This window comes from Vibrio sp. THAF64 (assembly GCF_009363455.1).
Classification (GTDB): domain Bacteria; phylum Pseudomonadota; class Gammaproteobacteria; order Enterobacterales; family Vibrionaceae; genus Vibrio; species Vibrio coralliilyticus.
The window spans coordinates 269,003-284,327 of sequence record NZ_CP045356.1 but is presented as its reverse complement, the minus strand read 5'-3'; the positions used below and the strand labels follow the sequence as shown (position 1 = coordinate 284,327).

General features: G+C 43.0%; 10 protein-coding genes. 4 read left to right on the top strand and 6 right to left on the bottom strand.

Going from position 1 to position 15,325, the window contains the following annotated elements:
• Nucleotide 1: 1 nt before the first annotated feature.
• Nucleotides 2-3,043: an AAA family ATPase gene (locus FIU99_RS17805; protein ID WP_006960881.1), complete on the top strand. Its 3,042-nt coding sequence runs from the start codon at nt 2-4 to the stop codon at nt 3,041-3,043.
• 119 nt (nt 3,044-3,162) lie between these two features.
• Complete coding sequence (locus tag FIU99_RS17800) at nt 3,163-5,220, top strand: hybrid sensor histidine kinase/response regulator (protein ID WP_251768444.1); 2,058 nt, start codon at nt 3,163-3,165, stop codon at nt 5,218-5,220.
• A gap of 34 nt (nt 5,221-5,254) precedes the next feature.
• On the opposite strand, the gene cqsA is transcribed toward FIU99_RS17800, so the two are convergent.
• The 6 genes from cqsA to FIU99_RS17770 form a co-directional block, all read right to left on the bottom strand.
• The gene (gene cqsA / locus FIU99_RS17795; protein WP_006960882.1) at nt 5,255-6,436 is read right to left on the bottom strand and encodes an alpha-hydroxyketone-type quorum-sensing autoinducer synthase; all 1,182 of its coding nucleotides are present in this window, start codon (nt 6,434-6,436) and stop codon (nt 5,255-5,257) included.
• 216 nt (nt 6,437-6,652) lie between these two features.
• Entirely contained in the window at nt 6,653-7,627 is a 975-nt protein-coding gene (locus FIU99_RS17790; protein WP_006960883.1) for a TDT family transporter, read from the bottom strand.
• Between the two features lie 118 nt (nt 7,628-7,745).
• Nucleotides 7,746-9,146, bottom strand: coding sequence for a H(+)/Cl(-) exchange transporter ClcA (gene clcA / locus FIU99_RS17785; RefSeq protein WP_029236033.1), 1,401 nt, complete (start codon nt 9,144-9,146; stop codon nt 7,746-7,748).
• Nucleotides 9,147-9,553: 407 nt separating this feature from the next.
• The gene (locus FIU99_RS17780) at nt 9,554-10,531 is read right to left on the bottom strand and encodes a GTP-binding protein (RefSeq protein WP_006960887.1); all 978 of its coding nucleotides are present in this window, start codon (nt 10,529-10,531) and stop codon (nt 9,554-9,556) included.
• 95 nt (nt 10,532-10,626) lie between these two features.
• Nucleotides 10,627-11,571 (bottom strand): ribosome biogenesis GTPase YlqF, encoded by a 945-nt coding sequence (gene ylqF, locus FIU99_RS17775; protein ID WP_006960888.1) that lies wholly within the window; start codon nt 11,569-11,571, stop codon nt 10,627-10,629.
• Between the two features lie 413 nt (nt 11,572-11,984).
• Nucleotides 11,985-13,469 carry a lytic polysaccharide monooxygenase gene (locus FIU99_RS17770; protein ID WP_006960889.1) on the bottom strand — a complete coding sequence of 495 codons (1,485 nt, stop codon included), beginning with the start codon at nt 13,467-13,469 and terminating at the stop codon, nt 11,985-11,987.
• A gap of 536 nt (nt 13,470-14,005) precedes the next feature.
• On the opposite strand from FIU99_RS17770, the gene FIU99_RS17765 reads away from it, so the two are divergent.
• Nucleotides 14,006-14,473, top strand: coding sequence for a GrpB family protein (locus tag FIU99_RS17765; RefSeq protein ID WP_039952017.1), 468 nt, complete (start codon nt 14,006-14,008; stop codon nt 14,471-14,473).
• A 167-nt stretch (nt 14,474-14,640) separates the two neighbouring features.
• Complete coding sequence (locus FIU99_RS17760; protein ID WP_006960891.1) at nt 14,641-15,093, top strand: DUF302 domain-containing protein; 453 nt, start codon at nt 14,641-14,643, stop codon at nt 15,091-15,093.
• Nucleotides 15,094-15,325 lie beyond the last annotated feature (232 nt).

Below are 15,325 nucleotides of genomic sequence, written 5' to 3'. Positions count from 1 at the left end.
GATGAAACCATTATCACTGACAATGCAGGCATTTGGCCCTTTTGCTAACACTGAAAACATCGACTTTACACTGCTTGGTTCCAATCCGCTGTTTTTGATTAACGGCCCAACAGGTTCAGGTAAGACTTCTATTCTAGATGCCATTTGTTTTGCTTTGTACGGCCAAACAACAGGTAATGAAAGAGAAGGGACGCAGATGCGCTGTGATATGGCAGCAGTTTCGTTACCGACCGAAGTGGTGTTCGAGTTCGCACTTAAGTATAAGCGCTACAGAGTCACGAGATCACCCGATCAACTCGCGCCTAAAGCCCGAGGTGAAGGCACAACAACACGGAAGCACACTGCCTCTTTGTATGAGATTACGAATGAAGAGCAGCTGATAACCAGCAAGACAGCGCAGGTTAAAGTTGAGGTCGCAGAACTGATTGGTCTGAATGAAACTCAGTTTCGTCAGGTGATGGTGTTACCACAGGGCAAGTTTCGTGAACTCTTGCTTGCAAGCTCCAAAGAGAGGGAAGAGATCTTCGGTCAATTGTTCCAGACTGATATTTACAAGAAAATCGAGTTTGCGCTGAAAGACAAAGCGAGCGCGATCAGCAAATCAAAGGATGAGTTTGATAACCAGATTCGCGGTGCCCTGCAAGTGGCAGAAGCCAGCACTGAACAAGAGTTAACGGAGCAACTTGATGTTGTCGCCAAGCTGCTTGAAGAGGTGAGCTTGAGTGAAAAGGTTGCCCTTGAAAAGTTGAATAAAAACAAAGAAGCACAACAGAAAGCTAACCAATTACAAGGTGAATTTGAAAAGCTGCAAAGCGCAGAGAAAGCGCTGTCAGAGCATAGTGAGAAAAGCGATAGCAACGCTCAAATTCAACAAAAATTGGCCATCGCTCAGCAAGCTTCCAAGCTAGACGTGCCTTATACCAACTGGACTTCACTCTCAAAACAGGTCCATGATCTAACTGAAAAAGGCAGTTCTCTTGAGAAAGCGTTGCAACTTTCAAATGTTGCGATAGAAGAGCACAAACAGCAGTTGGATACGTTTACGCTGCAAGCTCAATCAATTCCGACATTGACAGATAAGGTTTACCAATTAGAAGGCATTAAAGTTAAGTTAAACGAAAAGTTGGAGTTGGATAAAAGCCTGAAAGATTCTGTCACCAAGAAACAAGAGTTCAACGCGACCTTAATCAAATATCGGGCGCATAAAGAAAAGCTATTACAAGAAGCATCTAAAGCTCAACAAGAACTCGAGAATGCGAAGCTAGCCATTGCAGGTAAAGCAACGGTAGAGTCTGAACTTGCACGCTTACAGCGTCTTACTGCCGATCTCAATAAACTTCAGTTGTTGTCTAAGGAATTGGCTACTTTAGAGCAAGGTCTTCAGCCCATTCAAGCTCGTGTACAACAGTTGAAGGTCGATTGGCAAGAGCATAGCAAGCAAGCGGATGAATATGAAATGCGCTGGCATAATGCTCAGGCAGCGGTTCTTGCTAGTAAGCTTCAACAAGGTATGCCTTGTCCGGTGTGCGGCAGTGATGAGCACCCGAACCCTGCTTCGTTTGATGGTCAAGAAGTGACTAAAGAGCAAGTGGAGTTTTATCGTAACCAAGAGCGTCAGTCCCTGAACTCTTTAAACGAACAAACTCGCATTGAGGAACAACAGAATGCCCTTATCTCTCGTCAAAAAACTCAAATTGAAGCGTTTCAGGAAGAGTTGGGGGAACATAGAGACCTCTCTTTAGATCTCGTACAGAACCAGTACTCTGAATGTCAGGCTAAGTTAGCTGGATTGGTTTCAATTAACCTTGAGCAGATGGAGTCGGAGGTTGCAACGCTCAATCAACGCTGTGAAAAAGGTGACAATGAAATTAATCGCCTGAGAGAGGAGATGTCTGCTCATGATGCAACAATTCAGGCGCTTCAACAGCGCTTAGACATGCTCGTTCAGTCCATTGGTGAACAACATCAATCTGTGGAATCTGTCGACAATGAATATAAGCAAACCAAAGCGTCAATCGATACTTTGCAAAAGCAACTAGAACACGCCAATGAACAGCAACAGCGACTTGCTAAGCATCATGCTGAGCTTGAAGGGCAAAGACAGAGCAACACACAGCTTTTAGCGGAAGCAAAACGTAACTTAGATAAAGCAGAAACGAAATGGCATGTCTCAATTGAAGAAGCACAGTTTGCTGATGAGCAGGCTTACCTCAACAGTAAGGCGACGGATGAACAAATAGAGCGTTGGAAAGCAGCGGTCGAAGCTCACGCGAAAACCGAAGTTAAACTGAAACAGACGTTAGAGGATTTGAGACATACGCTTAAGGACCAGCAAGTGCCAGATTTGGTTGAGCTAGGAAAACTTGTTGAATTGAGCAGCCAAGAGTACGTTGAAGCGAGAAATGCACTAGATACTACTCGTTCGAAGTTTGAACGATTTGAGAAAGTTCGTCGTGATATTGTCTTACTGCACGAAAAGAATGCGAAGTTGGAAGCTGAGTACAGGGTGTATGGAACCCTGTATGACGTCGCTAGTGGTAAGACTGGAAGTCGGGTTAGCTTGCATCGATTTGTCCTTGGCGTATTGCTGGATGATGTTCTAATCCAAGCATCTCAGAGGCTCAGCCTGATGAGTAAGGGGCGCTACATTCTTGCGCGTAAAACCGAAGGCTTCAAAGGTGCGGCAGGACGAGGCTTGGATCTGATGGTAGAAGATAGTTACACAGGCAAAAATAGGGACGTTGCAACCTTATCAGGGGGGGAATCTTTCATGGCAGCGCTGTCTTTAGCTCTTGGTTTATCTGATGTTGTTCAATCGTACAGCGGCGGTATCAGGTTGGATACGCTGTTTATCGATGAAGGTTTTGGCAGCTTAGATCCAGAGTCATTAGATCTCGCCATCCAGACGCTAATTGACCTGCAGCAAAGTGGTAGAACCATCGGTTTAATTTCCCATGTTAGCGAGCTTAAAGAACAGATGTCATTGCGTATTGATGTGAAGTCCAGCCGAGTGGGAAGCGAATTGAAAGTCAATGTCGCATAAAGTAGTTAATAGGGCCGATATTCTGGTCGGAAGTGGCTAAATGTGCTAGTTATTAGTTAAAAGCTATAAAAGTCGAGCGGCCTTTAAAACAGCTCTTTTAGTTGGCATCAGGATCATTCATGACAGCAGTTCTGGAATCAGTTCGCAAAGTATACCAGTATGCAGAACCAAACCTCACGCTCGTAGGTTGGATGGGGTTGCTTGGCTTTCCAACTTACTACTACGTCTGGTCCTACTTATTCCCTCAGCCATACGAAAGCCTGACGCTCAGGCTCTTCTGTTCATTCCTATTCGCAATAATTGCTTTTCGGCATGCGCTCCCTAAATACATACAGCGTTATATGCCGCAATATTATCTCATCTCGATAGCGATCTGCCTGCCGTACTTCTTTAGCTATATGATGTTTATGAACGAATGGTCGACGATATGGGCGATGTCGTTTATGGCTTCAGTTTTTCTCCATGTTCTGCTTGTTCATCAAACACGAATTATGCTTCTGCAAGCCGCGATTTCGTTGTTGTTTGCTTTTATTACCGTCTACGGATTTAACTTTAGTTTGGCCATGGAGAAGATTGTGTGGCCATATTTGCCGATTTTTCTCTTCACATATGTGTTTGGGAACCTGTTTTACTTCCGTAATCAGGTTGAACATGAGAGTAAAGTATCTATAGCTAAGTCCTTTGGCGCAGGAATCGCTCATGAAATGCGTAACCCGCTAAGTGCACTGAAAGCATCGTTTGACGTGCTAAGTTCCTTGTTACCTGATGAAAAGTCCAAAACTGCTGAATTTTACTCAATGTCTCATCAGGAATTAACCATTGCGAGAGAAGTACTCAGTGATGCGGATGAAGTGATTCAGAATGGTAATGAGACCATTGATCTTCTGTTAACTTCTATTGATGAAAACCGTGTATCAACGTCGACATTCAGAAAGCATTCTTTGAAACGTGTGACGGAAGATTCTCTATCCAGCTTTGCTTACAAAAGCTCAAAGGACAAACAGGCTGTTCAGTTCAAATGTGAACAGGATGCCGAAGTTTTTGGTAGTGATACGCTCATCAAGTATGCCTTGTATAACCTTCTCAAAAATGCCTTTTATTATCAGAATGGCAATCACTTCCAAATTACTGTTGAAATAAAGTGCTCCGATAAAAACAGTACCATCGTATTTCGGGATAACGGCGTTGGTATCGCCCCTGAAGTGCTTGAAAACATTTTTAAAGATTTCTATACCTTCGGTAAGTCAGGCAGTTATGGCCTCGGTTTACCATTTTGTCGAAAAGTGATGCAAGCTTTAGGTGGCAGAATCAGCTGTCGGTCTGAGTTGAATGAATGGACTGAATTCACGCTGACGTTCCCTCATTATCATTCTGCGAGAGTCGATTATATAAAACTGGATCTAATGAAATCTAAATCAGCCCTCTATGTTGGGGAAACAAGTGTTATTGCACGGCTCCTCAATGAACAGTCTTTCTACAAAGGCTTTACCCTTAACACCGTTGACCTTGAGCTGGCAAACAATAGGGAAGAATACGAATTTGAATACGACTTGATATTCATCGATTTAGATGCAGTGATAACCTCACCTGATCAACTAGCAGCATTAGAGAATAAGCTTCACTTTACTGAAGCGAGAATCGTGTTTCTCTACGATGAGAACAACCGCTATCACAACGATATAGAAAGGCACCTCACCATTTATCCTGTTGAGAAGCATCGAATGTCGCTAGAGCCAGGGCGTGTTTTGGACGAATTGTTCTTTGAGTCTCCTGAGCCTGACCGAAACTTACTCCCAAGAAAAGAAGTCCGCGTGGGCAAAACGATTGTCATTGCAGACGACAATCATTCACTCCGTACTTACACGTCGATACTTTTAGAACAGCAGGGGTTTGAGGTGATTCAAGCTCAGAACGGGCAAGAAGTGTTAGATAAACTGCAGAACAACCTTGTCGATTTAGTGCTAATGGATATTGAGATGCCACAACTGAATGGCCTTGATGCAGCGAATGCTATTCGTTCATCAGATAGTGAGTACGCCAATATCCCGATTTTAGGCCATACTGGTGACTCTACATCTGTAGCTATCGATAAGATTCATCAGTCAGGGATGAATGATTATATTATTAAGCCTGCCGGTACAGAAGCACTACTGGATAAAATATCGAACTGGATTTAAAAAGGCCCATGATGTTTGGGCCTTTGAAATTTATTTAAATAAAATACATATCTGGAAGTTCGTAAGCCGTCTGACAAGCGCGAATGATTTTATTTACTTCTTCTTTAGTGGTAGAGCTATTAAGTGAAAAACGTATTATGTTTTTATTAGGTGTCGTTGCGGGTCTACAAAATACCGCACCAAATATTCCTTGTGATTCAAAAAAGTCTCTCACTTTTTCGGTGTTACGTTCATCTCCCGTTTCAACCGCTATTATTTGCGATTGACTTCGAATAGTTAGCCCGATATTTGCTAGGTTAGTTTTTAAATACTCGCTTAACTCCTGTAAGTAAGCTCTTTCTTTATCTTGTTCTTTTATTATATCCAGTGTCTTATCGAGCCTATCCAACTCATGTGGTAACATTGTAGAGCTAAATATCGCGGGGTAAGCCACAAATGGTACACAATCATTAGCGCGATTGTTGCACCAAATAGCACCAGCTCGATAGGCAAACGTTTTTGCTAAACTGGCGGTCATAAAGTCGACTTGATGACTTAGTTTTAAGCTTTGTAACAAACCAGCACCATGTTTACCGTGTGTACCTAGGGAGTGTGATTCATCGACTAATATCGCACAGCCATATTCCTTCGCGAGTAACACGAGCTCGACTAAGGGGGCAATGGTGCCTATGGTACTGTAAACCGAATCGACAAGAACGATTCCAGGGCCATGTCTGTTTATCAATTTATTCAAATGCTTGACGTTATTATGCATAAAGGGATGGATGTTAGCTCCGGCGATACGCGCACCTTCCCATAAAGACATATGAGCAAAAAAGTCGATGTAGACATTTGTTTCACTGTCACAAATGGTTTGTAGCAAGGCAGTATTGGCCGCCCAACCAGATTGAGAAAGTAAACAAGATTGAAACCCGACATACTTGGCGAGTTTTTCTTCTACTTCAGGCTTGGAGCTTTCATCCTGCAAAAATATACCTGACATAAATGGGCTATTTTTACGTGCCATAATAGAATTAATATGGTGATCAATGATATCGGGGTTATTGGATAAATCGAGGTAATCATTACTTTGTAAAACGAGGTCGCCACTTTGCGGCCTTTTTCCAAGAACTAAATGCTTACCGTTCTTATTGGTATTAATTAAGCCATCCAGATAGAAATTTATTTTATTATTAATAAAATCTGGCAAAGGAGGGTAATGGTTAAGCGTATTCATGATAAATATATCCTTTTTGTTAAAACCATGTGCCAGCTGACAAAATGATATATGAACCAAAATGGATATAAGTTCGAGTGCTAATATTTATTATTTTGTGGTCTGTTACAAATAAAAATATCAACTATAATAGTATATGAATTCTTTCCCTACGCTGACCCGAGCCTAACTAAAGCTAATTATTATATTTCCCCATTATTTATTCGGTACGTAGTGTTATTTATAAGAGTTACCTTTCTTGCAAGAGATAAAGATTTCTGGCCAGTACATTTTGATATAGCCAACGAATACCCAAGCTACCAGTCCGGTAGCAACACTCAGCTCAAAAAATCCAAATTTGTGAAGCCAGTGCCAATGTGGATGATATTGCTCGAAAAAACTCGTAAGGCGGTGCATCGCGATCGCACTAATGACGGAAGGGAAGGTGACGGCCGCAATCGAAGGTTGGAATTTAAGCCGCATTAGACGGAAATAACAGAGGTAGATCGTTAACGTCATGGTGATAGCAATTCCAGCCAAAGCGCCGGTAAGAATAGGGTCTGGCTTTTGGAAATTAACCAGATAGGTCGCTAACGATAGGTTGATCGGTGCCGCCATGATGGCCAGAGTCGGTCTTGCCCTACGTGGAAGTCGGCCCTCAAACATCAGCCTATAGAGCACGAGTGGCAGCATAAAGAAGTAAATCGTAATACAAATGCTGACTAAGGTTTCAGAGAATACCGTATGACCGAACTTGGTCCCTGCCAGCGAGCTACTGATTAATCCCACCGGATACAAGAACCAACTAGGGACAATATTCGACACTTTGAAACGTGTGATCTGAAAGAAGAAAAACAGCACCATCATAGTGATGTGGAGCAACAGCGCTGCAAACCATAATGGGTAGGCGATCAAGGGCGAGATCACGGCGAGGTAATCACACAAAATCAACAATGCCATGCTCATGGGAGCCATCAAGCTGCCGCTCAGTGGGTGTCTAATATCGTTGATGAAAGTGGAGTAACTGCTGAAGTATTTTATTAGCACTGGTAGCAGCAGAATAGCACCGCCTGCCGCAAGATAAGGGCGGATAAAAACGCCAATGTCAGGAATATATAACGCCCATGCGTGCCCCAGTCCTATCATGCCTAGCGCTAATGCTGCTTGTGATGGTGGTACACTCTGAAATTGTGTAAAGCGTCTCCAGTTCAACGGCTTAATCCTGACTAGCTTGAAACAAATGATTGGGGACTAAATGAGTAAGCAAATCCGTGCTACCGATCATTTAGGGCAAGGGATCATATCAAGCTCATCGGTTGCTGTGCAATTGTCATTTTGACTCGCAAGGAAGGTCTTCTTGTCTCAACTTCTCATTTTTTAATGTTCGATGTAACAGTTGGCTATAAATTGGTTGTCCTCCAAGTAATTGAGCGAAAATAACCGCGCCGAGACAGGTAATGATCAGTGGCAATATCAGGTAGTAATTGTTGGTCATTTCGATCACCAATAATATGCCCGTAATTGGAGCGCGAACGGTAGCCGCGAACAATGCCCCCATTCCTGCAATGGCGAACATGCCCGGAGAAATCATCAGTTCAGGCATCAACCCATGGGCGATTAATCCAAACGCATATCCAAACAGTGTACCTAAAGCCAACATCGGTGCGAAGATGCCACCAGGTGCTCCAGAGCCAAAACAAATCAGTGTGGTGAGAATTCTTGCAACAAACAAAAGCAGCAACACTGTGGCTCCGTAGCCACCGTTAGTGATGGTAGGGATTAAGCCAATGCCGCCGCCGGTTATTTCCGGTAGATAAAGCAGCATCAAACCAAAAAAACCGCCGATACAGCTTCCGGTGATCAGGTAGCGTCTACGATCGTTCTTATGTAGTTTGACAAACAAGTCCTGAGACAGGGTAACTAGGCGATTAAATACGACTCCAAACACGCCAAACATCGCACCTAACAGTAAGAAAAGCCATAAGGCGGCAAGCTCTGGCGGGTGATATTGCGGCATAGTGATAACCGCGTCTTGACCATTAATGTAACGAAAGACAATGTTGGCGGAGATAGCTGAAATGATAACCGCACGAATAGAAATGAGTGAGTATCGAAATTGGGGGCGCATTTCTTCAACTACAAACATGATGCCGGCTAACGGAGCGTTAAACGCTGCAGCTAAACCTCCTGCCGCACCCGATGCAAGCAGTGAGTGTTTGGTATCATCATTTTTTACCTGAAAGAGATCCGTCACCATGCGGCCAATGGCTCCCCCCATTTGAACCGTTGGCCCTTCACGTCCAAGAACCATACCTGAGCCTAGTGCACCCATACCACCGAAGAACTTTACAGGTAGAACACGCCACCAACGAACAGGGCGTATGCCATCCATCGCGCCTTCTATTTCTGGAATGCCAGATCCCGCAGCTTCAGGAGCAAAACGGTGAACGAGGTAATAGCCAACAAATGCCAATGCGGCACTGATTAAAAATGCAGCGAGCCACAGCGGTAATGCGCTACCAATCGCTTGTTTGAGCCAGTCAGTCCGAGTCTCAGAGACAAAATGAACCGCAATTTCGAAGAAGGTTCCAACGATGCCCGCAAGAATACCGACAAGTAAAGAAAGCATGAGAACAGAGACGGGCGTTTTATCTTTAGAGAGAAACTGGTTAATAGCATCCTTTGGCATACTGGCTAAAAGGGACTGCTTAATTTTCTCTCTTTTGGTCATAAAAAGATCAACCTCGTTTTATCTATTTTCTTATTAGAAATGGTGATGTCTCTAGCAAGAATTATACGCTGGTATAGGCTTAACTATAGCGTCAAGATTGAAATATTGATTTTCAAATATGGAGATTCAGAGATATCGACAAATAGCCTGAGAATTGGCAAGAGATCACGTTTATTCCCTTGCACTTTGGGAGTTTTGAACCATATTTAAATGGTAAGGCAATCTGAACCGACCCGCATGGAGGATTTTCTGCCTTACCTACAATTTGGATGGATTCAACAAGTCATTTCGAGATCCTCGTATTAAGATCAGGACGCATCAACAGACGGTTCTGATTCGCAGACTCACGATTGAGTAACGAGGGATAGGGCGCACTGTATGGTGCGCCTTTTGTCTTTTATAGGGTGCTAGTCAATTGAAGCAATTTGCTTAAGTACCTTTTCCAATTGATCCCATGGTAGAAGTTGGCTATCGATGACTTCCATACGGCTTTCAAAGCCTTCTAATGACATCTCATTAACAGAGACAACACCGTGGCTTACATTGAACGCATAGCAGCCTCTATCGGTGTTCATCACGCCTTTGACACGTTCGGCAGTTAAGTCAGATAACATAGAAAATAGGTCATCAAAATTGAACGTGACTTCTGCACCAAATAACCAGCCGCAACTAAAGTAACCTTGGCCTTTGTTTTCTTTGCGAACCATTATCTGATCTGGCGCTAGCGCAAATTGAGGTTCTGCCTCAGCATGTTCATGATAGTGCTGTGCAATATCCGTTGAAACCGATGGATTCCTTCTCTGGTTGTCCAGAAGCTCGATAGGGAAACGCCCTTGCTTGACGAGTTGACTGTAAATCTTGGGTGGATTTTGGTCAGAAACCCAGTCGTTAAACGCATCGACGTCACTGACATGACATTCGTCTACTTTATTACCAATCACAATATCTGCGATATTGAGTTGGTCGTTAAAGTTCTGATTCTCCAGATACTTAGGGTTGGATAAGTTACGTGGGTCGACTAAGCCGATGGTGGCTCGAAGATCGATGTAATCTCGAAACTGAGCAGAGGTTAAGGTTGCGAGAATCTTGTGGGCGTGACCCAAGCCAGTAGGTTCGACAATCAGGCGGTCGGGTTGCGTGCGAAGCAAAGCAGTAAGAGCAACGGAAGTTGGGACTCCAGCAGCACAACACATGCAGCCACCGGGCACTTCTTTGATCATCGCGCCTTGTCCTGTCAGCATTGCGCCATCAATACCAATTTCACCAAATTCGTTGACCAGAACTGCCCAATTTTCGTCAGCAGGTTTTTCTTTCAGTAGGTTTAGGATTGTCGTGGTTTTTCCGGTACCCAGAAAACCAGTAATGATATTGGTTGGGATTTTCATTGTACAAAACTCGTCGATAACAATGCTTTGACTATATCAAAGGTTAGCGTGGAAGCTAGAATAAAAAACGGCGGTAGATACCGCCGTTTTTGTGGTTAGCGTTTGTTCTTTAAGTAGCGTTTACGACGCTCTTCTTTTTTCTTGGCCTTCTCTTCAGCTTTGCGTGTCGCTTCGATCTCTACTTCGACCAACTCTTTGGTGATCATTTCTGGCAACTCAAGTGTTATTTGACCTAAGGTACCATTACGTAGTTCGTGAAGTAAGATTTCCGAACATTTATGCAGATCGACTCGTCCGCCAGAACGTAGCGCGCCTCTTCGACGACCAATCTCTTCCATTAGTTCTATGTCGCTTTCTGGCATTTCTTCGATCTGATAGCGCTCTTTCAAACGCTCAGGGTACGCTTTTGCAAGGTACTCAACTGTATAGAAAGCCACTTCTTCGTATTCCATGGCCGTGTCTTTAACGGCACCGGTTGCAGCGAGGCGGAATCCGCTGTGTGGGTTTTCTACTTTAGGCCACAAAATGCCGGGAGTATCCGATAAAACAATACCGTTTTGTAGGTTGATACGTTGTTGACGACGCGTAACGGCTGGCTGGTTACCAGTAACTGCGATAGTACGGCCTGCAAGAGTATTGATAATGGTTGATTTGCCCACATTGGGAATACCCATGATCATGGTGCGAATATTCTTACCAATCTCTTCACGATGTGGCGCAAGTTTACGGCACAGTTCGAGGATTTTGTTAACTTCCTGAGTGTTGGAAGTCGTAATCGCCATCGCTTTTACATTGTGTTCTTTCTCGAAGTGTTCAATCCATAGTTGAGTTAACTCTGGATCGGCAAGGTCACGTTTATTCAGTACCTTAACGACTGGCTTTTCACCACGGATTTCAGAGATCATTGGGTTTTCACTACTGAATGGAATGCGAGCATCCAATACTTCAATAATGACATCTACTTGAGGGATCGCTTCTTCAATCTCTTTACGGGCTTTGTGCATGTGGCCCGGAAACCATTGAATTGTATTGTTAACCATTTGAAAATATTGCCTTCTAATTTAATGGTTTAATCTGCCGTGCAACTTTAAACATAACAAAGCGTTCGCTTATCACAAGTTTTTGAAGCCCAATAAGGCAGGGCAGATTGACTTGGGCGCAATATTAACACCGACTTTAGTAATCTCATAACGAAGGGCAGGAGAAAAGCGACTAAGCACATCAATCGTTTACGTTGTAGCCAGTTAGTGATGTCCGGTAAGAGTCGAACTTCAATCGTTGCGTGAGCTCCATTGGTTTGGCTGACGTTATCGCTGCGTGTATCGGCTTCAAAAGATCAAAGGGGTGATCATTTGAAGCTAAGCAAAAAATAGCCAACGCGTTGTAAAGACGCGATGGCTATTTCATAGAAATCCATCAACTAATTTAGATGATGGGATGAACACTACGAGAATTAGTTGGCTGGTCGCCAAACGCCCCATTTGTCCTTACTGTATGTCGTTTCAGGATCATCACCGCCTTGTGTCCACCATTGTGCTTTCCACTCCTTACCGGCATATGACACAACTTCACCGCCGACGTAAGTCGTTGAGGAGCTCCAAGCATTCCCTGTATCTGGGTCCGGTTCTGGAGTTGGTGGAGGAGTGACACCGCCATCATCAACAACCACCTCAAACGTAAAGGTCTCAGTTCGATCGCTGTTGGTCGCGCTCGCTGAGAAAATTAACGTTTCATTCTGAGTAATAGACTGGGTGTCGATAATGATCGAAGAAGAGCCGTTATTCTGAATCTGTACAGGCGTGCCCTGAGTTTGAGTCAACGTTGCATTTTCTTCTGTTACGATGACGACTTTATCACCCGCATTTATGACATTATCACTTTGGGATAGCTCATAGAGTTGTCCTGCTAACGGATCAACATTGCCATTGTCGTCTCGGGAAACGGTCATTAGCCCTGAAGCACGGCTGTCCTTAGAGTTAAAGAAATTGCGTGACGGATCATTCTGGAAATACATGTAGTGCTGCATTTCTTCATGCCAATCACCGATAAAGACAGCCCCATCTTTGAATTCTGCGTGCCAACCATTAATCTCAGAAGCAAGGAGACGATCCCAGTCACCAACGTTGTTTGAATCTACTCTGATATCAAAGCTACGCGCAACCGCGCCATCCTTGTTGATGATGTCATATTTTACTACATCGCCAATTTCAGGTGCTTCCAATCCACTAGGGATAAAGGACCCTCCACGATGCAAATCTGGTTCTGGTGCTGGCTCAGGAGGTGGAGTGTTACCATTCTTAATCGTAATATCAGAACAGTTGTAGAAGCCTTCACCCGCGGCATCATCTCGTTGCCAACGTACAAAGAGAATGGCGTCTCCAGATCTATCAGATGGGATAGTTACGTTGATTCGGTATTTTCCGTTCTCTACAGGTACATTGCCCGTTTCTTGAATCAAATCTAGATCGCCCCAAGCTAGCCCTTTAGACAGGTCAGCATTTGGTTTGGTTAAGTAAAATTCCCAGAAAGAAGGATTGTGCGGTGCCGTGGCATTAAACACATATTCGAATGTACCCGTGTTCATTTCTGTACGAGTCCAGGCCGTATGCGGGGCTCCCATGCCACGTTTCTGAGGATCGTTTGCGTAGCATAAAGTGCCATCTGGAATAGCGGCTCTTACTGCACTCTGGTTGTTAAAGTCGGTAATGTTCTTTGCGTATTCGTTTCGCTGTACGAACGGGTAAGATCCCGAAATGTCTTTGGCATTTGAACAAGCGGCGTTGGGTGGACTGCCAGACCAGATACCGCCTTGTTCGTAACAAATGTTTTGTCGAGCATTTGGATATTCAGACCAACCATGTGCGTAGACATCGGCTGGTAGGGCAGATAGCAAGGCGCTACCTACCGCAAGTTTTAAAATGTGTTTATTCGCTGTCATTTTCTTACTCTATTCCGTTTTATAATTAATATACCCAATCAATAGTTTTGATTTATTGACTGGAGTTTTCCTATTATTTTTATTTCTATTAGAAACGGTTGAAAGATAAGCCAAGATTATTTTTATGAAAGTTTTAATATTCGTTATATGAATTAAGATCGCAATTGTCGAACTTCTTACAAATCTGTCTTAATTTTTGCTATGTAACTTAATCTACTGATAAGTAAAAGATATTTAATGGCCTCTTTAAGGTTTCAAACAACGTAATGCAAAAGTTTTTAATATGTGAATCCGATTCAATAAATAAAGTTACTGTATATATCATGTCATTATAACTGAGATGATGACGTTAGCATGACATTTGGTTTTATTTTTTATGGCTATTGGTTTTTGATTTATTATGCTTACTGGTAATTATATAATTGATCAGGATTTATTTTGTGAATGAATATGTGTTAATTAATTATTCTGCTTGATGGTTTTTAAGTGTACTAACGTAGCTTACAAATAGGCTCACTGATTTGCTTGAGGATAGTATGAAGTTTTATTTACCAGAAGAGTATCAGGATTTGTGTTATACACAATTTCAAACTTATAAGAGAAGAATAAGTTTGTTGCTCCCTGATGCGGTTGTCGAGCATGTCGGCTCTTCGGCAATCCCTGGTGCCATATCAAAAGGTGATCTGGACATCTATGTCGGAGTTGAGCCACGAGAATTGGAAGGGGCGGTTCAACAGTTGTACAAGTTAGGGTTTTCGGTAAAGCAAAATACCTTGCGAACCCCTGAATTATGTATGCTCGAATCAGAGACAGAAGATGTCGCATTTCAAGTCGTTGCCAATGGTTCTCAGTATGAGTGTTTTCTTAAATTCAGGGAGCAACTACGTTCAAGCCCTGACTTAGTTAATTGTTACAATAAACTTAAACAGTCTTGCGAAGGTTATTCACCTGAAGACTACCGCAGGATTAAGTCTGAATTCATCGAACAAGTCTTAAGTAAGTAACCAATTTGAGAACATAATGTAAATGGGACGGTGTACTTAAGATGTTGATTCAGCATACAACATTTTTAATTTGTTGTATTTTGTCTGCCTACGGCAGAATGAACGTTTGATGTGAGCTAATTTCTGACTTCAAGGGATGGCTCTATTAACATTTCAGGAGATTCTACATGTTAAAGTTTGCCTCTTTAGGTGCCATTCTACTGTCTGCATCTATGTCGGTTATTGCTGCACAGGGTGTTGTCATGTATGAGAGCCCGTATTCTGTAAAAGAAACAGCAGATCGATTTGAAGCGATTGCTAAGAAGAAAGGACTTAATATTTTTGCCCGAGTTGATCATCAAGCTAATGCTCAAGGTGTGGGCCTAGATCTCAGACCAACTGAACTGATCATTTTTGGTAATCCGAAAGTAGGCACGCCACTTATGCAGTGCGCACAGAGTGTTGCGATTGACCTACCGCAGAAGGTTTTGGTGACTCAAGATGAAGAGCAGAAAGTCTGGCTGTCTTACAATGATCCCAATTACATTAAGCAGCGACACGATGTTAAAGGCTGCGACGAAGTAATCACCAAGGTAACTAATGTATTGAGTGGCTTATCAAAGTCTACAACCAGTCAATAGCCTATATGTAGTAGGTGTTATAATTGACAAACAAGCAGCAAACTAAGCTGCTTGTTTTCGTTTGCAATGTAGTTCTAACTGCTGATTCATCTTCTCAGGTCTGAATATCAGAGAAGTATTACATCTCAGGAGCAGACTCAGTTATCTTCGAAACAACACTAATTAGTTGCACAATTTAAGCAGTAGCTTTGTAAGTTGTTAATGAAAGCTCCAGAGACATAAGTTTTTTGGG

Coding starts and splice junctions, on each gene's coding strand:
- FIU99_RS17760 (WP_006960891.1), top strand. CDS start 14,641: ATGTTAAAGTTTGCCTCTTTAGGTGCCATTCTACTGTCTGCATCTATG.
- FIU99_RS17770 (WP_006960889.1), bottom strand. CDS start 13,469: ATGACAGCGAATAAACACATTTTAAAACTTGCGGTAGGTAGCGCCTTG.
- ylqF (WP_006960888.1), bottom strand. CDS start 11,571: ATGGTTAACAATACAATTCAATGGTTTCCGGGCCACATGCACAAAGCC.
- FIU99_RS17765 (WP_039952017.1), top strand. CDS start 14,006: ATGAAGTTTTATTTACCAGAAGAGTATCAGGATTTGTGTTATACACAA.
- FIU99_RS17780 (WP_006960887.1), bottom strand. CDS start 10,531: ATGAAAATCCCAACCAATATCATTACTGGTTTTCTGGGTACCGGAAAA.
- cqsA (WP_006960882.1), bottom strand. CDS start 6,436: ATGAATACGCTTAACCATTACCCTCCTTTGCCAGATTTTATTAATAAT.
- FIU99_RS17800 (WP_251768444.1), top strand. CDS start 3,163: ATGACAGCAGTTCTGGAATCAGTTCGCAAAGTATACCAGTATGCAGAA.
- clcA (WP_029236033.1), bottom strand. CDS start 9,146: ATGACCAAAAGAGAGAAAATTAAGCAGTCCCTTTTAGCCAGTATGCCA.
- FIU99_RS17805 (WP_006960881.1), top strand. CDS start 2: ATGAAACCATTATCACTGACAATGCAGGCATTTGGCCCTTTTGCTAAC.